At 67.9% G+C, this 21,589-nt stretch carries 20 protein-coding genes, 1 pseudogene and 1 riboswitch; of the genes and pseudogenes, 11 read left to right on the top strand and 10 right to left on the bottom strand.

All coding sequences use genetic code 11. The annotated features are described in order from the left end of the window. Nucleotides 1-38: 38 nt before the first annotated feature. Nucleotides 39-641, top strand: coding sequence for an SAM-dependent methyltransferase (locus tag G6N15_RS11065; RefSeq protein ID WP_232070203.1), 603 nt, complete (start codon nucleotides 39-41; stop codon nucleotides 639-641). Here G6N15_RS11065 and G6N15_RS11060 read toward each other — a convergent pair. Genes G6N15_RS11060 through G6N15_RS11040 form a run of 5 tightly spaced genes read right to left on the bottom strand, consistent with a single transcriptional unit; the run spans nucleotide 607 to nucleotide 3,969 of the window. Next, on the bottom strand, nucleotides 607-1,263 hold the full coding sequence (locus G6N15_RS11060; RefSeq protein WP_083087791.1) for an LON peptidase substrate-binding domain-containing protein: 657 nt from the start codon (nucleotides 1,261-1,263) through the stop codon (nucleotides 607-609). The two genes, G6N15_RS11065 and G6N15_RS11060, sit on opposite strands and share 35 nt — an antisense overlap. Further along, a complete protein-coding gene (locus G6N15_RS11055) occupies nucleotides 1,263-2,414 on the bottom strand; it encodes a glutamate--cysteine ligase (protein WP_083087792.1) in 1,152 nt (383 codons plus the stop codon). Before G6N15_RS11055 ends, G6N15_RS11060 begins: the two co-directional genes overlap by 1 nt. Beyond that, nucleotides 2,395-3,102, bottom strand: coding sequence for a superoxide dismutase[Cu-Zn] (sodC, locus tag G6N15_RS11050; protein WP_083087793.1), 708 nt, complete (start codon nucleotides 3,100-3,102; stop codon nucleotides 2,395-2,397). The genes G6N15_RS11055 and sodC overlap by 20 nt, the downstream gene beginning before the upstream one ends. Before the next feature lie 35 nt (nucleotides 3,103-3,137). After that, nucleotides 3,138-3,608 (bottom strand): LytR C-terminal domain-containing protein, encoded by a 471-nt coding sequence (locus tag G6N15_RS11045; RefSeq protein ID WP_083087794.1) that lies wholly within the window; start codon nucleotides 3,606-3,608, stop codon nucleotides 3,138-3,140. Between the two features lie 52 nt (nucleotides 3,609-3,660). Beyond that, nucleotides 3,661-3,969 carry a DUF3263 domain-containing protein gene (locus tag G6N15_RS11040; protein ID WP_083087795.1) on the bottom strand — a complete coding sequence of 103 codons (309 nt, stop codon included), beginning with the start codon at nucleotides 3,967-3,969 and terminating at the stop codon, nucleotides 3,661-3,663. A 155-nt stretch (nucleotides 3,970-4,124) separates the two neighbouring features. On the opposite strand from G6N15_RS11040, the gene G6N15_RS11035 reads away from it, so the two are divergent. The 5 genes and pseudogenes from G6N15_RS11035 to G6N15_RS11015 all read left to right on the top strand — a co-directional run. After that, nucleotides 4,125-4,718, top strand: a complete 594-nt coding sequence (locus tag G6N15_RS11035) for a peptide deformylase (protein WP_083087796.1) — start codon at nucleotides 4,125-4,127, stop codon at nucleotides 4,716-4,718. Then, complete coding sequence (locus tag G6N15_RS11030) at nucleotides 4,718-5,611, top strand: N-acetylglutamate synthase, CG3035 family (protein ID WP_083087797.1); 894 nt, start codon at nucleotides 4,718-4,720, stop codon at nucleotides 5,609-5,611. Before G6N15_RS11035 ends, G6N15_RS11030 begins: the two co-directional genes overlap by 1 nt. Nucleotides 5,612-5,618: 7 nt before the next feature. Further along, nucleotides 5,619-6,425 carry an exodeoxyribonuclease III gene (locus G6N15_RS11025; RefSeq protein WP_179961825.1) on the top strand — a complete coding sequence of 269 codons (807 nt, stop codon included), beginning with the start codon at nucleotides 5,619-5,621 and terminating at the stop codon, nucleotides 6,423-6,425. Nucleotides 6,426-6,611: 186 nt separating this feature from the next. Beyond that, a complete protein-coding gene (locus G6N15_RS11020; RefSeq protein WP_169922517.1) occupies nucleotides 6,612-7,076 on the top strand; it encodes a hypothetical protein in 465 nt (154 codons plus the stop codon). Between the two features lie 73 nt (nucleotides 7,077-7,149). Beyond that, nucleotides 7,150-11,412, top strand: a pseudogene (locus G6N15_RS11015) (HAD-IC family P-type ATPase); the annotation flags it as partial. Here the strand turns inward: G6N15_RS11015 and G6N15_RS23800 are convergent. Then, the gene (locus tag G6N15_RS23800; protein WP_372506560.1) at nucleotides 11,384-11,674 is read right to left on the bottom strand and encodes an Rv1535 domain-containing protein; all 291 of its coding nucleotides are present in this window, start codon (nucleotides 11,672-11,674) and stop codon (nucleotides 11,384-11,386) included. The pseudogene G6N15_RS11015 and the gene G6N15_RS23800 sit on opposite strands and share 29 nt — an antisense overlap. Before the next feature lie 63 nt (nucleotides 11,675-11,737). Between G6N15_RS23800 and G6N15_RS11010 the strand changes: the two genes are divergently transcribed. Further along, a complete protein-coding gene (locus G6N15_RS11010; protein ID WP_275998892.1) occupies nucleotides 11,738-12,013 on the top strand; it encodes a hypothetical protein in 276 nt (91 codons plus the stop codon). 2 nt (nucleotides 12,014-12,015) lie between these two features. On the opposite strand, the gene G6N15_RS11005 is transcribed toward G6N15_RS11010, so the two are convergent. The 3 genes from G6N15_RS11005 to G6N15_RS10995 form a co-directional block, all read right to left on the bottom strand. Continuing rightward, nucleotides 12,016-15,855 carry a SpoIIE family protein phosphatase gene (locus tag G6N15_RS11005; RefSeq protein ID WP_083087801.1) on the bottom strand — a complete coding sequence of 1,280 codons (3,840 nt, stop codon included), beginning with the start codon at nucleotides 15,853-15,855 and terminating at the stop codon, nucleotides 12,016-12,018. Further along, nucleotides 15,852-16,223 carry an STAS domain-containing protein gene (locus tag G6N15_RS11000; protein WP_083087802.1) on the bottom strand — a complete coding sequence of 124 codons (372 nt, stop codon included), beginning with the start codon at nucleotides 16,221-16,223 and terminating at the stop codon, nucleotides 15,852-15,854. Before G6N15_RS11000 ends, G6N15_RS11005 begins: the two co-directional genes overlap by 4 nt. Nucleotides 16,224-16,377: 154 nt before the next feature. After that, a complete protein-coding gene (locus G6N15_RS10995) occupies nucleotides 16,378-17,034 on the bottom strand; it encodes a PAS and ANTAR domain-containing protein (protein ID WP_232070451.1) in 657 nt (218 codons plus the stop codon). 169 nt (nucleotides 17,035-17,203) lie between these two features. Then, nucleotides 17,204-17,313: riboswitch (TPP riboswitch) on the top strand. Here G6N15_RS10995 and thiC point away from each other — a divergent pair. The 3 genes from thiC to G6N15_RS10980 all read left to right on the top strand — a co-directional run bounded on the left by thiC (nucleotide 17,304) and on the right by G6N15_RS10980 (nucleotide 20,379). Then, nucleotides 17,304-18,938: a phosphomethylpyrimidine synthase ThiC gene (gene thiC, locus G6N15_RS10990; protein ID WP_083087820.1), complete on the top strand. Its 1,635-nt coding sequence runs from the start codon at nucleotides 17,304-17,306 to the stop codon at nucleotides 18,936-18,938. Its footprint overlaps the riboswitch before it by 10 nt. Then, entirely contained in the window at nucleotides 18,935-19,762 is an 828-nt protein-coding gene (gene thiD, locus G6N15_RS10985; protein ID WP_083087804.1) for a bifunctional hydroxymethylpyrimidine kinase/phosphomethylpyrimidine kinase, read from the top strand. The genes thiC and thiD overlap by 4 nt, the downstream gene beginning before the upstream one ends. Further along, entirely contained in the window at nucleotides 19,759-20,379 is a 621-nt protein-coding gene (locus G6N15_RS10980) for an alpha/beta hydrolase family protein (protein ID WP_083087805.1), read from the top strand. Before thiD ends, G6N15_RS10980 begins: the two co-directional genes overlap by 4 nt. A gap of 191 nt (nucleotides 20,380-20,570) precedes the next feature. On the opposite strand, the gene G6N15_RS10975 is transcribed toward G6N15_RS10980, so the two are convergent. Next, complete coding sequence (locus G6N15_RS10975) at nucleotides 20,571-21,020, bottom strand: Hsp20/alpha crystallin family protein (protein ID WP_083087821.1); 450 nt, start codon at nucleotides 21,018-21,020, stop codon at nucleotides 20,571-20,573. Nucleotides 21,021-21,159: 139 nt separating this feature from the next. Here G6N15_RS10975 and G6N15_RS10970 point away from each other — a divergent pair, with 139 nt between their 5' ends. After that, nucleotides 21,160-21,537 (top strand): MerR family transcriptional regulator, encoded by a 378-nt coding sequence (locus G6N15_RS10970; RefSeq protein WP_083087806.1) that lies wholly within the window; start codon nucleotides 21,160-21,162, stop codon nucleotides 21,535-21,537. Nucleotides 21,538-21,589 lie beyond the last annotated feature (52 nt).

The following is a 21,589-nucleotide window of genomic DNA, read 5'->3' as shown; positions in this document are numbered from 1 at the left end:
GCCGCCGAACGGGGTCGGCAGCCTCCGTCATCAGGACGATGGCCGAGCGGCTACGAGCGATCGGCGGATACGCCGCGGCGCGGATCAAGTGGTTCGACGAGTACTTCATCGCCGGCGCCAACGGCATCCAGCAGGTGGTCGTTCTGGGCGCGGGCCTGGATACCCGCGCCTGGGGGCTGCCGTGGGTGGACGGCACTGTCGTCTACGAGATCGACCAGCCCAAAGTGCTGCGGTTCAAGTCCGACACGCTGTCGAGGCGCGGCAGTCAACCCGCCGTCGACTACCTCGCGGTCCCGGTGGATCTACGGCAAGACTGGCCGAAGACATTGCGCGGGGTGGGTTTTGACCCATCGGCAGCGACGGCATGGTGTGCCGAAGGGCTGATCCCGTATTTGTCGGCGGCCGACCAGGATCTGCTGTTCGAGCGGGTCGCCGGTCACAGCGCGCCGGGCCGCCGGTTGGCCGTGGACACGTTCAGCGCCAGCTTTTTCGACCCCGAATACCTGAAGCGCCGCAGCGAGAAGATGCGCCGGCTACGCGAGGCGAGCGAGGCCAACATGTCGCCGGCGCAAGACTTGTGGTTCATCGAAGGCCGACTGGCAGTCCTCACTCCGAGAGCTGGAACTCCACCATCGCCGTGACGGAATCCACGGCGTCGCCCAGAGCCGCCAGCCGCTGCGCAGCCGAGGGCGCCGACAGCACAGCGTAACGGTCGGCCGGGCCGATCGGTAGCCGAGATGCCAAGGCGTACAGTCGCTCACCGACATCGCGGGGTCCGTGCTCCCCATAACCCAACACCGTCTCGCGGTCAGCGGGCGGCGCGCCACGAGCGGTGGCGACTCGTTCGAACAGCGCCACCACCCGATCTTCGAGCTCACGCAACTGGATCTCGCTGACCGGATCGCCCGGCTCGTCGGGCCAGACCTGCACGACCGCCCGCGGGTAGGGGTCGTCGGGCAGCCAGTCGCACACCCGGATCCGCTCACCCACCCGGCACCGCAGACCGTAGCGATCCGCGCCCAAATCGATGCACTGCACAATGCCGGCCAGCGCGCCGACGTCGCACCGGGTGTCACCGCCGCCGACCTCGCGGCCACGGGAGATCAACACCACACCGAAGCACGGATCGTCCTCGCGCATGCAGTCGCGCACCAGCGCGACATAGCGCGGCTCGAAGATCCGCAACGGCAGGTCATCGCCGGGCAGGAACGCCGATTCCAGCGGAAACATCGGCACCTCAACGGGTTCCGTGCCGAGGGCCATCAGATGTCCAGCTCGCCAATCAGCGCGTCGACCACTGCCCGCAAGTCACCGTCGTGCTCTTCGGCAACGCGGCGCTGCCGCTGATAAGAGGCCCCCACCCGGGGGATGTCGGCGACCGCAGCCAGCTCGTCGGCGCAGTGCAACGACTTTGCCACCGGCTCCAAGCGGTTGAGCACATCGACCAGGTCGTCGGTGACCAGGCGTTCGTTGCTGTTGGCGTCGAGGATGATGATCGCGTCCAGGCCGTAGCGGGCCGCGCGCCACTTGTTCTCTTGCACATGCCAGGGCGGCATGTTCGGCAGCGTCTCGCCGGCTTCGAGCCTGCGGTCCAAATCGACTACCAGACAATGCGTCAACGCCACCAACGCGGCCAGCTCACGCAAGTTGGGCACCCCGTCGCAGACGCGCACCTCGAGTGTGCCTTTATGGGGTGAGGGCCTGATGTCCCACCGAATCTCGTCCATGTGGTCGATGATTCCGGTCTTCTTCTGGTCGTAGACAAAGCCTTCGAACTCGGCCCACTTCTGAAAGTGAAACGGCAGACCGGCGGTGGGCAGCTGCTGAAACATCATCGCCCGGTTGCTGGCATACCCGGTGTCCTCGCCGCTCCACCAGGGTGAAGACGCCGAGAGTGCCAACAGGTGCGGGTAATACTGCAGCAGGGCCGTCATGATCGGCATCACCTTGTGCGCCGAGGAGATTCCGACGTGCACGTGCACGCCCCAGATCAGCATCTGCCGGCCCCACCACTGGGTGCGCTTGATCAGCTCGGCGTAGCGAGGCGCGTCGGTGAGCTTCTGGGCGGACCACCGGGCGAAGGGGTGAGCGCCCGCGCAGAACAGCTCCATGCCGCGCTCGCGCACGATTTTGCGCGCGGTTTGCAAGGTGCAGCGCAGATCGTCCATCGCCTGCGCAGTGGAGTCGCAGATGCCGCTGACGACTTCGACGGTGTTGCGCAGTAATTCCTTGTGCACTCTTGGGTTTTCGCCGATTTCGGCGATGACCGCGGTGGCTTCGTTGCTCAGGTCTCGGGTCTGAGCGTCGACGAGCGCGAACTCCCATTCCACGCCGACGGTCGGTCGGGGTGACCCGGCGAAGTCGATACGGCAGGCTGACCTGCTGGCCGGCGGCCTAGCCGGTACTAATGACACCGCACGCCACCCGCTTGCCGGCGTCGCCGGTGGACATGGTCATGGCATCGGGACCGGGTGCGCCGTTGACCTGTGTATAGCGCTCCGCCGGGATGTTGGCGAAGTTGTCGGGGCCGGCGTGGATGATGATCGCTGTCTTGGCGCCGGACATCAGGTCCTGCTTGGTGAACGCGTCGGTGGTGGTCACCAGTAGCGCCGCCCCATCCTTGCGCACCTGCAGCGACGTGAGGTCACCGCTTTCCGGCGACCCGGTGTGCCCGGGCGCCTGGAAATGTCCGCCGGCGGAGAGGAAGTCGCCGGGCGGACCGCCGGTGGGTGCGACGGAGTTGGCCTCGCATTTGCCCACCGAGTGGATGTGCAGGCCGTGGAATCCCGGAGTCAACTGGCCCAGCCCGGTCGTGCGCACCGTGATGGTGACGTACCCGTTGTCGAATTCGAACTGGGCGTCGGCGACCTTGGTGCCGTCGGGTGCCCGCAACCGCGTGGTGATGGTCTCGGGTGGCACCGGTCCCCCTTCGGGGGGTGTGTTCACCGGCGCAGGGCTTCCGTGCCACACCGACGGAGTGGTGCCGGGCGTGCTCGCCGGGGGTTGGTTCGGGGTGCACGCACCCAACAGCGCAACGGGGACGGCGAGCGCCCCGAACGTCGTTGCGGCAGCAACTGTGCGGGTTTTCGCGGGCTTGACCATAGCGAGAGCCTATCGCCTCGCCGCCCCAGATGGGGTTAGCCCGCGACTGCCACGATGACGCCCGGCGGTTGATCCGCGACGGCGGCGATACGTGGCTTGACCGGCGCATTCAACTGTTTGCCGATCGCATCGGCGGTGTCGCGCTCGCCTGCGGCGTTGCCGAAGTACACCGTGGTGGCCGCGACGTCGGGCAGTGAGAGATTGCCGACCTCGGTGACGTTGAACCCTGCGCTTTTGAGTTGGTCTGCGGTGCGCCCGGCCACACCTTCTTGCCCGGAGATGTTGTAGACCCGCACATCGGAGCGGTGCACGGCCGATGCGCCTTTGGCAGGGGCAGGCGTGCTCGTCGTCACAGTGGACACCGGCGTCGAGTCGTCGTCATCGGAGCTCCCGTGAGAGCCCATCGCCTGCAGTCCGACCAGCAGGAAGATCACACCGAGGAACAGCAGCACCATCACCATGGCGCGCAGGGGCAATCCTGAGGAGTCCGGAACGCGTTCGTTCATCGAGCCAACTGTATCCAGCGGTGCCCGCAACGGCGCAAATACAGGTGCAGCGTCAGGTGACCTCGAAACCCAGCCGCCGCGCGGCGCGGGCCTTTTGCCGACTGGCGCGCAGCCGGCGCAGCCGTTTCACCAGCATCGGGTCGGCCGCCAACGCCTCGGGCCGGTCGATCAGGGCGTTGAGAACTTGGTAATAGCGTGTCGCTGACATCGAGAACAACTCTTTGATGGCTTCTTCTTTGGCCCCCGCGTATTTCCACCATTGGCGTTCGAATGCCAAGATGTCATGTTCGCGGCGGGTCAGGCCATCGGCGATTTCGGAGTCGTCCCCCGATCGATTTGCCCGCGCCATGGCGCTGTCCATATCGCTTCCCCTGGACCCTTCCGGCGAATTCCCAAATGGCTTGAATGTCTTTATGAAGTGGCATGCTTCGGCGATATTCAACCACGCCCTCAACTGTTGGCCGGTAACCCAGGCCCGCGAGTCGGGCCACTTCTAGACGAATAAGCTTGCCGAGCATGGCCGTCGTACCCATTCGTATCGTGGGCGATCCAGTCCTGCATACCCCGACCAGCCCGGTGCCGGTCGGCCCCGACGGCTCGCTGCCCGCCGATCTGCCGGAATTGATCGCCACCTTGTACGACACCATGGAGGCCGCCTACGGGGTGGGCTTGGCCGCCAACCAGATTGGCGTCGGGCTGCGTGTGTTCGTCTACGACTGCCCCGATGAGCGTGGGAAATCCGCCCGCCGCCGTGGCGTGATCATCAACCCGGTGCTGGAAACGTCTGAAATACCAGAGACCATGCCCGATCCCGACAACGACGACGAAGGCTGCCTGTCGGTGCCCGGGGAGTCGTTTCCGACCGGACGCGCGAAATGGGCGCGGGTCACCGGACTCGACGCCGACGGCAATCCGGTGACGGTGGAAGGCACTGGGCTGTTTGCGCGGATGCTGCAGCACGAAACCGGACACCTGGACGGATTCTTGTACCTGGACCGCTTGGTCGGCCGACACGCCCGCGCCGCCAAGCGCGCGGTCAAAGCGCACGGCTGGGGTGTACCAGGACTGTCCTGGACACCGGGCGAGGGGCCCGATCCGTTCGGTCACTGATGCTTTCCTGGCCTGATCTGGGAACGCGGGTGACGGTGCGCTACCGCCGGCCCCCCGGGTCGGTGCCGCCGCTGACCGACGCGGTCGGTCACCTGCTGCAGATCGACCCGGTGGTGCGGGTCCGCACGAAAACCGGCGTGGTGCAATTCGCGCCCGCCGACGCGGTGGCGTTGCGTGTGTTGACGGACGCGCCGGTGCGCACCTCGCAGATCCGCTCGCTCGAGCACGCCGCGGCTTTCGCGTGGCCGGGCGTCGAGCAATCCTGGCTGGACGGCTGGCTGCTGCGCGCCGGCCACGGCGTCACGTTGGCAGCGAATTCTGCTGTGCCGCTTGATGTTTCGGCTAACACCAATGCCATCCCCGCCATCGTTGACTGGTATGGCCGGCGCGGGCTGACACCGCGACTGGCCGTCCCGGATCGCCTGCTGCGGCGGCCCGTCACCGGTGGACAGCCGCGCCGGATGCTGGTGCGCGACGCCCACGTAACCGATCTCGACCCGTCCGTGTCGCTGGTGTCCCGCCCCGACGACGACTGGCTGCGGCTCTATGACCGCCCGGTGCCGATCGACGTGCTGACCGCGATTCTCGACGGCGAGTTGACGTTCGGCAGATGGGCGGATGAAGCGGTCGGCCGCGCTGCGATGACGGCAGCGCCCGACGGCACGCGATGGGTCGGCTTGTCGGCGCTACGCATCGCGACCGACCGGCACGCCACGGCGTTGTGCGAAGCGCTGCTGTCCTGGGGCGCAAGCCGCGGAGCAACCCGTGGCTATATCCGCCTCAGCGACGAGGCAACGATCCTCGCCGGCGTAATCGAATCGCTTGGTTTTCGGCTGCACCACCGCAGCCGCTACCTGACCGTCACAGCGGGGCTAGGGTCGGGCCATGCCTGACGACCCGCTGCGGTTGGCAACGTGGAATGTCAATTCGATTCGCACGCGCCTGGATCGGGTGCTCGACTGGCTGCGCCGCGCCGACGTCGACGTGCTCGCGATGCAGGAAACCAAGTGCGCCGACGACCAGTTCCCCACCTTGCCGTTCTTCGAACTCGGCTACGAGGTGGCGCACTGCGGGTTCAACCAGTGGAACGGCGTCGCGATCGCCTCGCGGGTCGGCCTCGACGACATCGAAGTCGGCTTCGCCGGACAGCCCACCTGGAGCAGCAACCCCACCGCCACGGCCGCGGCCGAGGCACGCGCACTGGCCGCCACCTGCGCCGGTGTGCGGGTGTGGAGCCTCTACGTTCCCAACGGCCGCGCCGTGGGCGATCCGCACTACACATACAAGCTGAATTGGCTTGCCGCCCTGCGGGATACAGCCGAAGGGTGGCTACGCGACGACCCGTCGGCGCAGATCGCCCTAGTCGGTGACTGGAACATCGCCCCCACCGACGACGACGTGTGGAGCGTGGAGTTCTACCGGGGCTGCACCCATGTCTCCGAGCCCGAACGCAAGGCGTTCAACGCCATCGTCGACGCCCAATTCACCGATGTGGTACGACCTTTCGCGCCCGGACCGGGCGCCTATACCTACTGGGACTACACCTCGCTGCGCTTCCCAAAGGGACAAGGGATGCGTATCGACTTCATCCTTGCCTCCCCCGCACTGGCGGCACGGGTCGTCGACGCGCAGATCGTCCGCGATGAGCGCAAAGGCAAAGCACCGAGCGACCATGCACCGGTAATGGTGGATTTGCGCCGTGATTAAGACGTATTGTCGAAATACCGGCGCGTTGGCTGGCAGCCTGCTGTGCATCTTCTGCGTATTTGCTTGCTGCGAGACTCGCGATTTAGAGATATTGGACAGAATCTTGCTGTTCCCGGCAGGACGGCCCGTTAGCGGGTATAGCGTGACGAACCGTTCTGCAGGGGGATCAGCAGGGGTCAGGGAGTCATGATGGGTGTCGGCGACGCGGTACGCGGCGTAGGTCGAACGGTGGGTCGCGCGGCAAATGCAACCACGATGGCCGCGGGCGCGGTGGGCGGCGCCGCGGTCAACGGTATCGTCGGCGCGGTGAAAGGCGCCGCGGAAGGAGCCCAGCGCGGAGCGGCCAGCGGTAGCACCTCCACCCCTGCGGCGGCATTGACCTTGGGCGCGTTGGGCGCCACGGGCCTGGTCGCATGGCCGTTGGTGCTGGCGGTCGGCGGGGCCGCCCTGGTGCTGCGACAGCTGAACCGGCAGTCCGGCGCGACGGCAATCGGCCCGCCGACGAAGGCTGCGCCGGCCAAGTCGAATGCATCCGCAGCTTCCGAACCTGCCAAGAAAGCGTCCCAGCCAGCCAAAAAGCAGACGACCTCCAAGGCCGCAAAGGCCCCCGCCAAGCGCTCGCGCAGTGGCCAGTCCCGTGGCAGGCAGTAGTCCAAAGGACATTGAGTAGCGATTGAGTACCGTCGGATCCGTGGCAAGATCCACGCCGCTGCGCGCGGTCGCGATGGGAATACAGGCAACGTCAGCGCTCGTCGGCGCGTCGGTTAACACGGCAACCACCACCGCGACGTCGCTGGCATCAACCAGCTTCGAGATCGCCACCATGCCGGTTCGCGAAGGGGCCAAGGTGCTCTCGCGGGGGCTTTCCGGCTCGACCCTCACTCGGCACTGCTGGCAAGGCGACACCCGCGCCTGGATCGAGGTGCACGGGTTAGCCGGTCCCGACGGAGACGAACTCGGAAAGCTCGTGCTCGACGAGGTCACCGCCCAGCCCGGGGTGACGGCCGCCAGGCTGAACCGTCCGTTGTCGCGGGTCGTCGTGGACATCGACGGCGAGCAGGCGTCGCTGCGCGACCTGTGCCGCGCGGTCGAGGACGCCGAAGCGCGGATGGCAACCGCCGCCAGGCCGGCGCGGACGGCCGACAAGCAGGCTGGCCGTCGAACCCCGCCGTCGTCGAAGGGCCTGCCCGGCGACGATCTTGTGCTGGCCACCCGCGCGGCGCTGGTCAGTGCCCACGTGGTCGGCTTGGGCGCCGCATTGGCCGGCCAGGTGCTTCGCGTGCCGCGGCTGCCGACCATTTTCGACGCGGCCGTGGTCGCCGTCGACTACCAGCCGTGGCTGCGCCGGCTGCTCGAGGACCGTATCGGCCACTACGCGACGGACAACGTGCTGGCGCTGGCTCATACCGTCGCCCATGTCGTCACCCGCTCGCCGGCGTCGCTCGCGGTGGACTTGGGAACGGAGACTCTCAGGGCGGCCGAATCCCGCGCTGCGGCGCGCGCCTGGAGCCGCCAAGAACCGGAGTTGGCCCGGCATGCCGAGCAGCAGACCGTCCACCCGGCGGCGCGCCCGGTGCCGCGGCCGGCGGGCTTTGTAGACCGTCATGCCCGGGCCAGCGCGCTCGTGCAGGTGGCCGCCGCCGCAGTGGCTGGGGCGGCTACCCGCAGCATCGACATGGCCGCCACCGCGACGCTGGTGACCGCGCCCAAGGCCAGCCGCACCACCCGGGAGTCGTTTGCCGCCACGCTGGGGCAGGGATTGGCCGACCGGCACGCGGTATTGCCGCTGCGCCGGGAAAGCCTGCGCACGTTGGATCGGGTGGACGCGCTGATCGTCGACCCCCGGGTACTGTGCACCGACCGGTTGCGAGTGGTGCGGGTCCGTGGCTCCGACGAAGACGAGATCCCTGCGGCCTGGACCCGCGCCCAGGCCCTGCTCGACGACGCCGACCTGAGTCCCGGCTGGCACCGCGTGCCCGCCACGTCGCGGCAGCGAGCCCCGCGCGACGTCGAGGCGCTGATCTGCCCCGCGCACGACCCGCTGGCCTCCGGCATGGTCACCGAGGCGCGCCATTCCGGGGTCGAGCTGATCTCGGTCGACACCGAGGATCTCGGCGAACTGCGCCCGGCGTTCGACGAGATTCAGCCGATCGGCAACGGGTCGGTCGACGATGCGCTGGCCGCCGCGGTGGCCGCGTGCCAACGCAACGGCCGCACCGTCGCGGTGTTGTCTTCGGCTGCAGCCCAAGCACTTTCATCCGCCGACTTGGCGCTGGGTGTCATGCCGGCCGACGAAACCCAGCCGCCGCCGTGGCATGCGGACTTGATACTGCCCGACCTCGCGGCCGCCTGGCGGGTGTTGCACGCGCTTCCGGCCGCCAAGGCGGCGACCCGGCGCGGCATGGAAATCGCCGCCGGCGCTTCGGCTTTGGGGGCGCTGTTCATGCTGCCCGGCGTGCGGGGCCGCGGGCCCGGCCCGGTGACCACCGGCGCCGCGGCCGGTCTGCTGTCCGGCTACCTGTTGGCCCGCCGGGTGGTTTCGGCGCCCACCCCGATTCCCGCACCCGTCCACGAGTGGCACGCGATGTCGGTCGAGCAGGTGCGCAAAATATTGCCGCCCCCCGAAGAAGCAGCGGAGCCGCGCCACGGGCCGATGGCGACGCGTGCGCTGGCCACCGCCCAGCGTGGCGCTCAGGTGACCGGAACACCGAGCCGGGCGGTCTGGCAGTTCCTCAAGGCGGTGCGGGCCGAATTGTCCGACCCGCTCACCCCGGTCCTGGCGCTGGGCTCGGCGGCCAGCGCGGTGCTCGGGTCGCCCGTCGACGCGGTGATGGTCGGTTCGGTGCTGACCGGAAACTCGATCCTGGCGGCCAGTCAGCGGCTGCGCGCCGAGAACCGGCTGAATCGGCTGCTGGCGCAACAGGTTCCGCCGGCCCGCAAGGTCCGCACTGAAGCAGACGGAACGCCGGTCTACACCATGGTGCCTGCCGAGCAACTGCGGCCCGGCGACGTGATCGAGGTACGCACCCACGAGGTGGTACCTGCCGACGCGCGGCTGATCGAGGAAGAAGACCTCGAGGTCGACGAGTCGACGCTCACCGGCGAATCACTGTCGGTGCCCAAGCAGGTCGACCCCACACCCGGCGCCGACCTGGCCGAGCGGCGCTGCATGCTCTACGCCGGGACCACCGTGGTGGCAGGCACCGGCGTTGCGCTGGTGACCGCGGTCGGGCCGGAGACCCAGGTGCGGCGCGCCGCCGAACTGGTATCCGGCGACCTTCCCGAAATCGGGCTGCAGCACCAGCTCAGCCAGCTCACCAACCGGGCGTGGCCGATCAGCGCCACCGGCGGCGCTCTGGTCAGCGCGCTGGGGTTGTTGCGCCGCAGGGGATTACGCGAAGCGGTGGCCAGCGGCATCGCCGTCACGGTGGCCGCGGTGCCCGAGGGCATGCCGCTGGTGGCCACCCTCGCCCAGCAGGCGTCGGCGCGGCGGCTGACCAACTTCGGTGCGCTTGTGCGGGTGCCACGCTCGGTGGAGGCGCTGGGACGCGTCGACGTGGTGTGCTTCGACAAGACCGGGACGCTCAGCGAGAACCGGCTGCGGGTGGCGCAGGTCCATACCGTCGACGGCTACTCGCAGGAAGAGGTGTTGCGGTGCGCCGCGCACGCCGCCCCGACAGTCAACGGCGGCCCGCAGATCCACGCCACCGATGTCGCGATCACGGAGGCGGCGCTGGCCGTCAACGGTTCACACCCGGCGGGCGAGCCCGACGCGCATCTGCCGTTCCGCTCCGGCCGGTCGTTCTCGGCCTCGGTGACCGATGACGAGCTGACCGTCAAGGGGGCACCGGAGGTGGTATTGGCCCGCTGCCGAAACGTCGGCCCCGGCATGGACGACACGGTCCGTCAGCTGGCGGCCAGCGGACTGCGGGTGATCGCGGTAGCGCGCCGGCAGCTCAACCAGGGACAGATGCGAGCCGTCGACGACGACCCCGACGATGCGATCGCCGACTTGTGTGCCGGCGAGTTGTCGTTGGTCGGGCTGCTCGGGCTCTCCGACACCCCGCGGCCCGAGGCCAAGGGACTACTCGCCGATCTGCGCGAACGCGACGTGGCCATCCGGCTGATCACCGGCGACCACCCGATCACCGCCGCGGCGATCGCCGCGGAGCTGGGCATGCCGGTGTCGCTGGATCAGGTCATCAGTGGTTCGGAGTGGGACGCGATGTCGCGCAAGGGCCAGGAGCATGCGGTCGCCGAGCGTGTGGTGTTCGCCCGGATGTCGCCGGAGAACAAGGTGCAGATCGTCCAGACCCTGGAGCGCACCGGTCGGGTGTGCGCGATGGTCGGCGACGGCTCCAACGACGCCGCCGCGATCCGGGCCGCCACCGTCGGTATCGGGGTGGTGGCGCGCGGCAGCGACCCTGCCCACACGGTCGCCGACGTCGTGCTGACCGACGCCCGCATCGAAGCGCTGCCGCAAGCCATCGACGAAGGCCGCGAACTGTGGCGGCGCGTGCAGGCCGCGGTGTCCGTGCTGCTCGGCGGCAACGCCGGCGAGGTGGTGTTCGCCATCATTGGCAGCGCGATCACCGGACAGTCGCCCCTGAACACCCGTCAGCTGCTGCTGGTCAACATGTTGACCGACGCGCTGCCGGCGGCGGCCCTCGCGGTGAGCCCGACGACCAGCGCCGGCAAGCCCGGCACCCGCGGCCTCGACGAGCGCGCGCTGTGGCGCGCCGTCGGTGTTCGCGGGGCGACGACCGCGGCGGCGGCCACCGCGGCGTGGGCGATGGCGAGCGTCACCGGACGGCCGCAGCGGGCATCGACCGCGGCGCTGGTCGCGTTGGTGACGACTCAGCTGGGCCAGACGTTGTTGGATTCGCACGCCCCGCTGGTGGTGATCACCGCCGGCGGCTCGCTGATCGTGATGGGGACGTTGATCAGCATCCCTGGCGTCAGCCAGCTGCTCGGCTGTACACCGCTGGGTCCAGTCGCGTGGGCGCAGGCGCTGGGTTCGGCGACCGCCGCAACCGCCGCGGTGGGTGTGCTAAACCGCCTCGTCGCTGGTCAGCGAGCATCAGGGCCAGAGCAGCCGTCGATTCCGGCTGAGCCGACGAGCGATCGCTCTGCACGACGTCCACGACGCCGAAACGCCACCCCAGCGCGTACAAATGCACCAGGGGAACAGTCAGCAGCGCGCCCACCGCTGAAACTAGCGGGTCGGCCAGAGCATCCGTCGTCGCCATACGTCCGACAGTGACCGGAGCACCCGGCTCGACGGCAAATCCTTAGTTACCGAAAGGCGAATCATGGTTGAAAGGAAGTCGCGGCGCAGTACATCGCAAAGTGAGGCGGTCGAACAGATACGCCGCGGTGAGTCGTTCATGGTGAATGTTCCCGTGGTGGGCCAAGTAGAAGTTCCGCGGCCCGAGCAGCTGGCCTACTACGGCGGCTTGGCGGCGCTGGCCATGTTCGAGCTCATCGACTGGCCGGTCGCCCTGGTCATCGCCGCCGGACACATCATGGCCAGTAACCACCACAACAAGCTCCTCGAGCAGCTCGGCGAAGCGATGGAAGAGGTCTGACGCTACCGCTGCGCCGCGTGGTCGAACCGCAAGGTGATCCGAGTGCCGTGCGCGCTGCGGACGGTGTCGACGTGGTCGGCGAGTCCGTTGATCAGGGTGAGACCTCGACCGCCCTGCTGATTGCGCAGGCTGGCCGCGGAATCACCCGACCACTGACCGGAGTCGCTGACGGTCGCGGCCACGGTGTCACCGCGCAGGAACGCCTCGATGGACACCGTTCGGCGGGCATCGCAGTGGCTGCCGTGCTCGATCGCGTTGGTGACCGCTTCAGCGGTCGCCAACACGATGTCGTGCTTGCGGCTCGGGTCGACACCGATGCCGGTCAGCCAGCCGCCCAGCTGCAGGCGTGCCTCGCGGATGCGTGACGGCTCAGCGGGCAGCACGGTGGCCATGCTCCGCGCGGTGCTGTGGCGCGGCCGCAGCGCCAGCAGCACGACGTCGTCGGTGTAGCCGCCGGGCGGGCACATCCGCTCAAGCAGCTGCGCACAGATATCGCCCACCGGCCGGTCCGCGCAGTGCGCAACCGCCTGCCGCAGCCGAGCGAATCCGTGGTCGAGCGTGTCACCGGGACGTTCGATCAGCCCGTCGGTGTAGAGCAGGATCAGGCTGCCGGGCGCCAGCTCGGTCTGCGCCGGACTGTAGGCGGCCGGGATCGCGCCTGCGGCCACCGGCGGACGTCGACCGGCCTGCAAGAAAACCGGCGGACCGTCCGGCGGTACCAGCAGCGGATAGGGATGGCCAGCGCTGGTGTAGCTGAGTGTGGCGGTCCCGATATCGCTGTCTGCGTCGACGACGGCGTAGGTGACCGTCGCGCACCGCCCACCCTCAACCGTCGCCGCATAGCGGTCCAAGACGCCCAGCACCGCTGCAGGATCGGAATGGGTGAGGGCCGTTGCCGCCACTGCGGCGCGCAGCCTGCTCATCACAATCGCGGCGGATAACCCGTGTCCGACCACGTCTCCGACAGATATGCCGACCCTGCCGGGGCGGTCGAGCGGGGTGACCAGGTACCAGTCGCCGCCGACCCGCATCGCCTCCGCCGCCGGCTGGTACACGGCCGCAACCACTGCAGCCGTCTGCCCACGGTCGAGGTCGAGAAGTTGTTCTTGAAATTCGACGGCGATATGGCGCTCCCGCTCCAGGGCGCAAATCCGGTCGAGCGCCGACTGGGTGTGCTGGGCCATCCGAGCGAACAACTCGAGCTCGACCGGGTCGAACTGCCGCGGGGTTGCCCACAGCAACCCCAGCGAGCCGATGACGCGACCACCGTGATCGCGCAACGGCTGGCTGACGCAGGCGCGGACACCGCTTTCGGTTTGCTGCACGACGTGCTGATATCGCGCGGGCAGAGCGAAGGTGTCGGGGATGATCATCGGCTCGCCGGTCTTGATGACGTCGACCGGCACCAGCGGCGCGTCCAACGACGCCACGTGGTAGCGGTCGCGGTACTCCGCGGGAACCGCACCGGCGAATTCGAATCGCACAATCTTCGCTTGCCGGTCGAGTACACCGAGCGAGATCACCGCGGGAGCCTCGGATCCACCGAGCGATAAACCAGACAGCGCTTCGAGGATTTCGGCTACCGAGTCGGCGGACTCCAGCGCCGTGTCGAGTTCGGCCAATGCGGCGGCCCGTCGCACCTCGGCTTCCCGCTGTCGCTGACTCGCGCGCTCACGGGCGGCCGCCGACAACCGCGCCGCGAGCCGATCGATGAGCTCCTGGGAGCGGAAGGGTTTGGGCAGGTAGTCATCTGCGCCGCCGGCGTAGCCTTCGCTGACCGCTTCGGCGCCGGCCCGGGCCGACAACATCAACACCGGAGTCGCCGCCAGCTCCGGATCGGCGCGAATCGCGGCAACGAAGCTGAACCCGTCCATCTCCGGCATCATCACGTCAGTCACCACCGCATCCGGGCGGAGCTCGCGGGTGGCGTTCAACGCCGATTTGCCGTCGGCGACGAAAACCGTGTCCCAGTGCGGGGATAGCACGCGCTGCAGATGAGCGCGCATGTCGGCGTTGTCGTCGGCGACCAGGACCAGCTCGCGGCGTCGCTCCGAGGATCCGTCGGGCAGCCGGGCTCCCGCCAGCCACTGGCTTGCCTCCACGACGTAGGGGTTGTCCTCGAGCCCGGCAGGCACATGCTCCACGGGTCTGCTGTCGAGCGACAGGGGCAGCCAAATGGTGACGGTGGTGCCGCCGTCCGGTTCGCTGTCGATCTCCACGGTTCCGTGCAGCAGCTCGACGAGCCCGCGCACCAGCGACAAGCCGATCCCGGTGCCCTCCACGCTGCGTCCGCGGCCGGTGTCGGCGCGAAAGAAGCGCTCCCCCAGCCTTTTCAGGTCGTCCTCGGCGATACCGACACCGGTGTCGCGGATGCTGATGCGGCACCCTTCCGAGTCGCTGCGCGCCTCGACCGAAATCGTGCCCTGCATCGTGTATTTCACCGCATTGGACAGCAAGTTGAGGATGATCGTCTCCCACATGTCCGGGTCGATGTCGGCCAGCACCGGCGGGCAGTCGATCACGAGGTCAAGTCCGGCGCGCTGGCAGAGTTCGGTGAACGACGAGGCGATGTTCGCGGTCAGTGCGCCGACGTCGGTGCACACCAGCCTTGCGGCGGCCCGGCCGGCTTCGATCCGGGAGAAATCGAGCAGGGAGTCCACCAAGCGCCGCAGTCGCTGGGCATTACGCCGGGCCGTGCTGAGCCGCTCGGCGAGCACGCTTTCCGGCTCGGCTTCGGCCAACGCATCCTCGAGCGGCCCAAGCAGCAGGGTCAGCGGCGTGCGGAACTCGTGGCTGACATTCGTCAAAAAGGCTGTCTTGGCGCGGTCGAGTTCGGCTAGCGCTTCGGCTCGCTGTCGTTGCTGCTCGTACGAAACCGCCGAGGCCAAAGCAGAGGAGAGCTGGTCGGCGAGTAGTTCGCAGAAACCGCGGTATTGGGTGTCGAACCGCAGACGCGGATTCAGTCCGATCAGCAACGCCCCGGCCGTCGCCTCCTCACCCACCGGCAACACAAGCGCCTGCTCAGGGCAGTCGTCGCCCAATGCGCCAATGCCGGGAATCACCGCTGCGACGTCGTCGATGACGTGCGCTTCACCGCGCGATCGCCCCGTCGGATGGAACTCGGTCACCGCCGCCAGAGAGCTCGGCAACAACGACCGCACCGAAGATGTCGTACCCCGTAGCGTGATGTCCCCGCTCTGCGGGTCGCTGACGTAGACGGCGACAAACGCCAGATCGGCGGGTTGCTCGGCGCACACCGCAACCGCGGCGGCCACCGCGTCGTCGATCGTTCGGGTCTCCATCACCGCAGACCCGACCGCGTTGAGCACCTGCATGCGGCGTTGGCTCAAGACCCGCTCGGTCGTCTCGCTGACCGCCGCAAATACGCCGTGTACCTTGTCATCTCCCAGCAGCGGGCCGTAGCTGAAGGTGAAGCGCCGTTCTTGCCGGCGGCCACCGGTGACGATAGGCAGCATCAAGTCGTCGGACCAGGTGGCCTTCCCGGTGGCGATGACACTGTCGAGCATGGGCCCGATCTGGTCCCAGATGTCCCACCACACTTCGCGGCCGCGCCGCCCGAGCGACGCCGGGTGACGGTCACCGAAAATCGGAACGTAGGCGTCGTTGTAGACCAAGAACAGATCCTGCGGCCCCAGCCAGAGCACGATCGGAAACCGCGAAGTCAGCGTCGTCGCAACCATGGTGCGCATCTCGACGGGCCAGTGCTCAGGGGAGCCCAATGGGTGTGCAGCCCAATCGAATTCGGCGAACCGACGTCCCATCTCGCCACCCAGCGCGACCGCCGCGGCAAGGTCGGCCGGCAAGGCGCCGGGCCGGCTCATGCTTGGTTGTCGGGTTCGGGTGAGCGCAGCGCGTCGTCGAGCGTGGGATAGACGTCGAGCACCCCGTCCAGGTTTGTCACCTCGATAGGGCGCACCACCTCGGCGTGGTTGGCCACGAGACGAACCGATGTCCCTGCGGCGGCGCCTTGGTCGTGACAGTTGAGCACCGCGTTCAGGCCGGCACTTCCGAAGAAGGTCACCGCCTGCAGGTCGACGACGAGCAGCCGAGCCGGGTGCGTGGAGGCTAGGTTCAGCGCGGTTGTCAGCTCGGTGACGAGGTCGCCGACGGTGCCAGAGTCGATGTCGCCCTTGACCCGTACCACGATCCCGTCGTCGTCATGCTCACGGTGGACCGTCAACGCTTCCATTGCTTTCGCCTCGGCTCCTTCCAGCCGGCCCTAAGACCATGTGTGCAGGGTCCGGTCGAGAGACAAGGCGCGGTGCCCGATCCGCCGTCTTCGCCGTACAAGATGATTCAGAGCCTAACCCGGGGTCAGGTCCAGTTGGTAGGGACCGTCGCCGTTACTTAGCAGGCTCGGACGCGATGCGCTCGTGGACCGTCAGCAGCAGGTGGTCGAACTGGGTTTGCACCGCTGAGGACGTGGGCACCAGGGTGACCACTTCAGAGACCAGCTGCCTTGCCAGCACCCGCAGTTTGGTGTTGGTCTCCTGCGAGCGCCACTGCAGGATGCGGAAGGCCTGGTCGGCGCTGATCCGATAGATGGCCATCAGCATGCCCTTGGCTTGCTCGATCACCGCCCGGGCTTCCAGCACATCCGGCAAGGCCTCGTCGAGAACCTCCTGACGGGTCTCGTCGCGGGTCTCGTCGAAGACGTCGGTGAGGTCGATGTAGTAGCCTTCCGTGCCCACCACTGTGCCGTTGTCGTCCAGCATCCGGTCGGCCACCACGATCGCGTCGTGCACCTTGCCAGCGGTGTCGATAAAGCGGTGACGACTGGAGAACGACGCCTGCGACTGCAGTGCGTAGTCCAGAAGCTCCTGGACGTGCGCGCGATCGTCGGGATGCTTGTGCGACAACATCAGTTCGGTCGTCGGCTGCACCGACCCGGGCTCGTAGCCGTGCATCCTTGCCACCTCGTCGGACCACTCCCAACGCTGGCCGATAAACCAAAAGCGGAAGGCACCGACGTTCAGGTTCTCGCCGGCGACAGACGCCATCGCCGCGGTTACGGGTTTGCCGTCCGCCGGTGCGCCCGCGCTATTGGGCTTGTGTTGCACGTTGGCGATCATCCCACGCCGGGCACTTGGCAGCCACAGCTTCCAGGCTCCGATTGGTCCGGATCATCGGGGTGTGCACTGCTGTCGTGCTGCGCTAGCGTGGACACCATCACATCCACGCGGGAGCGCACGCCGAGTGCGCTGAGAGGACGGCTGGGGCCGTCGACCGTCCGAACCTGACCGGGTAATGCCGTCGTAGGGAGATGCTCATGACCTCTGTTTCAGTCGACCCGTCCGTCACCACCGGCCCGATCGCCGGCAGCAGCAAGACCTACCGCGAGGTGGAGGGGGTTCCCGGCGCCCGGGTGCCGTTCCGGCGGGTGCACCTGTCCAACGGCGAGCATTTCGATCTCTACGACACCTCCGGTCCCTACACCGATCCCGACGCGGTGATCGACGTCCACCGCGGGCTGCCGCCGCGCCCAGGCGTGGTGCGTGACCGTGGCACCCAGCTGCAGCGTGCCGGCGCCGGGGAAATCACCGCCGAGATGGCGTTCATCGCCGCCCGCGAAGGCATGCCCGCCGAGCTGGTGCGCGACGAGGTGGCCCGCGGGCGCGCGGTCATCCCGGCCAACCACAACCACCCCGAGAGCGAGCCGATGATCATCGGCAAGGCGTTCGCGGTGAAGGTTAACGCCAACATCGGCAACTCGGCGGTCACCAGCTCGATCGCCGAAGAGGTCGACAAGATGGTGTGGGCCACCCGCTGGGGCGCCGACACGATCATGGACCTGTCCACCGGCAAGGACATTCACGAGACCCGCGAGTGGATTCTGCGGAATTCGCCGGTGCCGGTCGGCACGGTGCCGATCTATCAGGCGCTGGAGAAGGTCAAAGGCGACCCCACCAAGCTGACGTGGGAGATCTACCGCGACACCGTGATCGAGCAGTGCGAGCAGGGTGTGGACTACATGACCGTGCACGCCGGGGTGCTGCTGCGGTATGTGCCGCTGACGGCCAAGCGGGTCACCGGCATCGTCTCGCGCGGCGGGTCGATCATGGCGGCCTGGTGTCTGGCACATCACCGGGAGTCGTTCCTGTACACGCACTTCGAGGAGCTGGCCGACATCTTCGCCCGCTACGACGTGACGTTCTCGCTGGGCGACGGGCTGCGGCCCGGCTCGATCGCCGACGCGAACGACGCCGCCCAGTTCGCTGAGCTGCGCACCTTGGGCGAGCTGACCAAGATCGCGAAAGCCCGTGGCGCACAGGTGATGATCGAAGGTCCGGGGCACATCCCGATGCACAAGATCGTAGAGAACGTGCGGCTGGAAGAAGAGCTGTGCGAGGAGGCCCCCTTCTACACGCTGGGCCCGCTGGCCACCGACATCGCCCCGGCGTACGACCACATCACCTCGGCGATCGGCGCTGCGATCATCGCGCAGGCCGGTACCGCGATGCTGTGCTACGTGACCCCCAAGGAGCACCTGGGCCTGCCGGACCGCAAGGACGTCAAGGACGGGGTGATCGCCTACAAGATCGCCGCGCACGCCGCGGACCTCGCCAAGGGCCATCCGCGCGCCCAAGAACGCGATGATGCTTTGAGCACAGCGCGTTTCGAGTTCCGGTGGAACGACCAGTTCGCGTTGTCGTTGGACCCTGACACCGCGCGCGAGTTCCACGACGAGACACTGCCCGCCGAGCCGGCCAAGACCGCGCACTTCTGCTCGATGTGCGGGCCGAAGTTCTGCTCGATGCGCATTACGCAGGATGTCCGCGACTACGCCGCCGAGCACGGACTCGACAGCGAGGAAGCCATCGAAGCGGTATTGGCCGAAGGGATGGCCGAGAAGTCACGCGAGTTCGCCGAGCACGGCAACCGGGTGTATCTCCCGCTCGCGTGAGTTTCCTGCCGCTGCCACCGCCGGGTGAGACGCCGCGGCGGGTGCTGACAATCGCCGGCTCTGACTCCGGTGGCGGCGCTGGCCTGCAGGCCGACATCCGCACCTGCGCCCTGCTCGGCGTGCATGCGCTCTGCGCGGTGACCGCGGTGACGGTGCAAAACTCGGTCGGGGTCAAGGGTTTTCACTTGGTCCCTGAGGGCGTCATCACCGCCCAGATCGAGGTGGTGTCCCACGACATCGGGTTTCAGGCAGCCAAGACCGGCATGCTGGCATCACCCGAGATCATCGGAGCCGTCGCTGCGGCCTGGCGCGACCACAGCCCGGATGTGCCGCTGGTGGTCGACCCGGTATGCGCGTCGATGCACGGTGATCCATTGTTGGAGCCCAGCGGGCTGGAAACGCTTCGCGCCGAACTGTTTCCGCTGGCGACGCTGGTCACCCCGAACTTGCACGAAGTCCGCTTGCTGGTCGATATCGACGTCGTCGACGCGAAGTCGCAACGAGAGGCGGCCCGTGCCCTGCATGCGCTGGGAGCCCAGTGGGTGCTGGTGAAGGGCGGACACCTGCGGCCGTCGGAGTCCAGCACCGATCTGCTGTTCGACGGCAACGACTTTCACGAGTTCAACTCACCGCGCGTGGATACCAGCCACGACCACGGCGCGGGCGACACCCTGTCGGCCGCTGTGGCCTGCGCGCTTGCACACGACTACCCGGTTCCCGACGCCGTCGCGTTCGGCAAGCAATGGGTCACCGAGTGCCTGCGCGCCGCTTATCCGCTCGGGCACGGCCACGGCCCGGTGTCGCCGCTGTTTCGGCTGTCATGAATCTCGAGCGCATCGCCGGTGTCGCGCATGAACCCGACGGTGAGACGACCGGTGTGGTGGTGTTGACCCACGGTGCCGGCGGAAGCCGGGAATCGCCGCTACTGCAACAGGTTTGCCAGGAGTGGGCGCGGCGCGGGTGGCTGGCGGTGCGCTACAACCTGCCCTACCGGCGGCGCCGGCCGACGGGCCCGCCGTCGGGCTCGGGCGGCGCTGACCGCGCCGGGATCGTCGAGGCGATCGAGGTGTGTCGCGGCCTCGCCAACGGGCCGTTGATCGCCGGCGGGCATTCCTACGGCGGGCGGCAGACCTCGATGGTGGTAGCGGACGGTTCGGCACAGGCGGACCTGCTGATGCTGTTCTCTTATCCGCTGCATCCGCCGAGCAAGCCGGAACGTCTGCGCATCGAGCACCTGTCCGCGATCGCGGTGCCGACGGTGTTCACCCACGGCACTTCCGACCCGTTCGGCACACCCGACGAGATACGCGCTGCCGCCGCATTGATACCCGCGCCGACACAGGTCCTCCAGATCACGGGCGCCCGACACGACCTGCGCTCGAAAACCGACGACGTGCCCGCGCTCGCGGTCGACACGGCCCTGCAGCTACTGCGGGCCTGAGCACGGGGGGCACCTGGAGGTGCCGGTGGGCGGCGGCGGGCCCGCAGCGCAAGCGTCCCCGGCCAACAGCACTACCGTGTCGGGTGGGAGGCAGTGCCGCTGCCCGGCGTCCGGGAGGTGCGCCGGCTCGCCAGCGCCGAGAACCGTTGCCGCCGTTGCGGATCGCTCCGCCGCGTCGCCCACCGGACGACTTAGGCGTTGACGGCTTCCCGCTGGGCGGTCGTGTCGCCGACGGGCTGGTGCCCGTTGCCGTGCGCGACGGTGATCTTCCGTGGCTTGGCCCGCTCGGCGACGGGGATGTCCAGCCGCAAGACGCCATCGTGGTAGGAGGCCTCGATCCGGTCGGTGTCGAGGTTTTCGCCGAGTACCAACTGGCGGCTGAACACTCCTCGGGGCCGCTCGGCGGCCAGCATCTCGTGGTTCGGGTCGACGCCCGGGCGCTCCGCCCGCACCGTCACCACATTGCGCTCGATCCCGAGGTCCAGCGAGTCTTCGTTGATGCCCGGGAGGTCGAACTCGACGACGAACTTGTCACCCTCCCGCCACGCGTCCATCGGCATAGCGGCTGGGCGGGCGGCGGTGCCCGGTAGTTGCTGGGTGAGGCGGTCCAGCTCCCGGAACGGGTCCGTACGCATCAGCATCATGGTCACCCCTAGCTCTATCTGAGGTCCGGTGCGGCATAAATCTATGTCGCAGAATACAGATTTGATATAGCACTGATGCGAAAGCAGTGCAAGTGTGGTAAATAGGTTTTCTGTGAGGGATTCCAACGGTGCTGCCATGAGCGATCAGCCCGTGCCGGGGGGTGTGCCTGCCCCCGATCAGGGCGTGTACGGCATCTCCGTGGCCGCTGAACTTTCCGGGGCGGGCACGCAGTCCCTGCGGCTCTACGAACGCCATGGCCTCGTCACACCGGCCCGCAGTGAGGGCGGTACCCGCCGCTACAGCGCGGACGATTTGGTTCGGCTGCAGCGCATCACCGAGTTGGTCGCCGCTGGCGTCAACTTGGCAGGCATCGCACGCATTTTGGACCTAGAAGACGACAACGCCGCCCTGCGCGCCGCCAACATGCGGCTGAAATCAGACAAGCGCAGCCGCACCGCCGGCTCGAAGACGCATCAAAGCAAGACGGCCCAGGACAAAAGTTCCAGCGCCTAGAAGGCGGCACGCAGCTGGCTTGAGCTTCTTGCCGGTACCGCGGGTTCTGTAT

Origin of the sequence: Mycobacterium noviomagense (assembly GCF_010731635.1) — a bacterium.
Lineage (GTDB): Bacteria > Actinomycetota > Actinomycetes > Mycobacteriales > Mycobacteriaceae > Mycobacterium > Mycobacterium noviomagense.
The sequence above is the reverse complement of the archived record's forward strand: the minus strand, read 5'-3'. Positions and strand labels throughout refer to the sequence as shown.

Excerpts from the sequence above, each read along its gene's own strand:
- G6N15_RS11060 (WP_083087791.1), bottom strand. The coding sequence starts at position 1,263 with ATGGCCCTCGGCACGGAACCCGTTGAGGTGCCGATGTTTCCGCTGGAA.
- G6N15_RS11020 (WP_169922517.1), top strand. The coding sequence starts at position 6,612 with ATGATGGGTGTCGGCGACGCGGTACGCGGCGTAGGTCGAACGGTGGGT.
- G6N15_RS10970 (WP_083087806.1), top strand. The coding sequence starts at position 21,160 with ATGAGCGATCAGCCCGTGCCGGGGGGTGTGCCTGCCCCCGATCAGGGC.
- G6N15_RS10980 (WP_083087805.1), top strand. The coding sequence starts at position 19,759 with ATGAATCTCGAGCGCATCGCCGGTGTCGCGCATGAACCCGACGGTGAG.
- G6N15_RS11035 (WP_083087796.1), top strand. The coding sequence starts at position 4,125 with ATGGCCGTCGTACCCATTCGTATCGTGGGCGATCCAGTCCTGCATACC.
- thiC (WP_083087820.1), top strand. The coding sequence starts at position 17,304 with ATGACCTCTGTTTCAGTCGACCCGTCCGTCACCACCGGCCCGATCGCC.
- G6N15_RS11030 (WP_083087797.1), top strand. The coding sequence starts at position 4,718 with ATGCTTTCCTGGCCTGATCTGGGAACGCGGGTGACGGTGCGCTACCGC.
- G6N15_RS10975 (WP_083087821.1), bottom strand. The coding sequence starts at position 21,020 with ATGCTGATGCGTACGGACCCGTTCCGGGAGCTGGACCGCCTCACCCAG.
- G6N15_RS11065 (WP_232070203.1), top strand. The coding sequence starts at position 39 with ATGGCCGAGCGGCTACGAGCGATCGGCGGATACGCCGCGGCGCGGATC.
- G6N15_RS23800 (WP_372506560.1), bottom strand. The coding sequence starts at position 11,674 with ATGGCGACGACGGATGCTCTGGCCGACCCGCTAGTTTCAGCGGTGGGC.
- G6N15_RS11005 (WP_083087801.1), bottom strand. The coding sequence starts at position 15,855 with ATGAGCCGGCCCGGCGCCTTGCCGGCCGACCTTGCCGCGGCGGTCGCG.
- G6N15_RS11045 (WP_083087794.1), bottom strand. The coding sequence starts at position 3,608 with ATGAACGAACGCGTTCCGGACTCCTCAGGATTGCCCCTGCGCGCCATG.
- G6N15_RS11040 (WP_083087795.1), bottom strand. The coding sequence starts at position 3,969 with ATGGACAGCGCCATGGCGCGGGCAAATCGATCGGGGGACGACTCCGAA.
- sodC (WP_083087793.1), bottom strand. The coding sequence starts at position 3,102 with ATGGTCAAGCCCGCGAAAACCCGCACAGTTGCTGCCGCAACGACGTTC.
- G6N15_RS11000 (WP_083087802.1), bottom strand. The coding sequence starts at position 16,223 with ATGGAAGCGTTGACGGTCCACCGTGAGCATGACGACGACGGGATCGTG.
- G6N15_RS11010 (WP_275998892.1), top strand. The coding sequence starts at position 11,738 with ATGGTTGAAAGGAAGTCGCGGCGCAGTACATCGCAAAGTGAGGCGGTC.
- G6N15_RS10995 (WP_232070451.1), bottom strand. The coding sequence starts at position 17,034 with ATGGCGTCTGTCGCCGGCGAGAACCTGAACGTCGGTGCCTTCCGCTTT.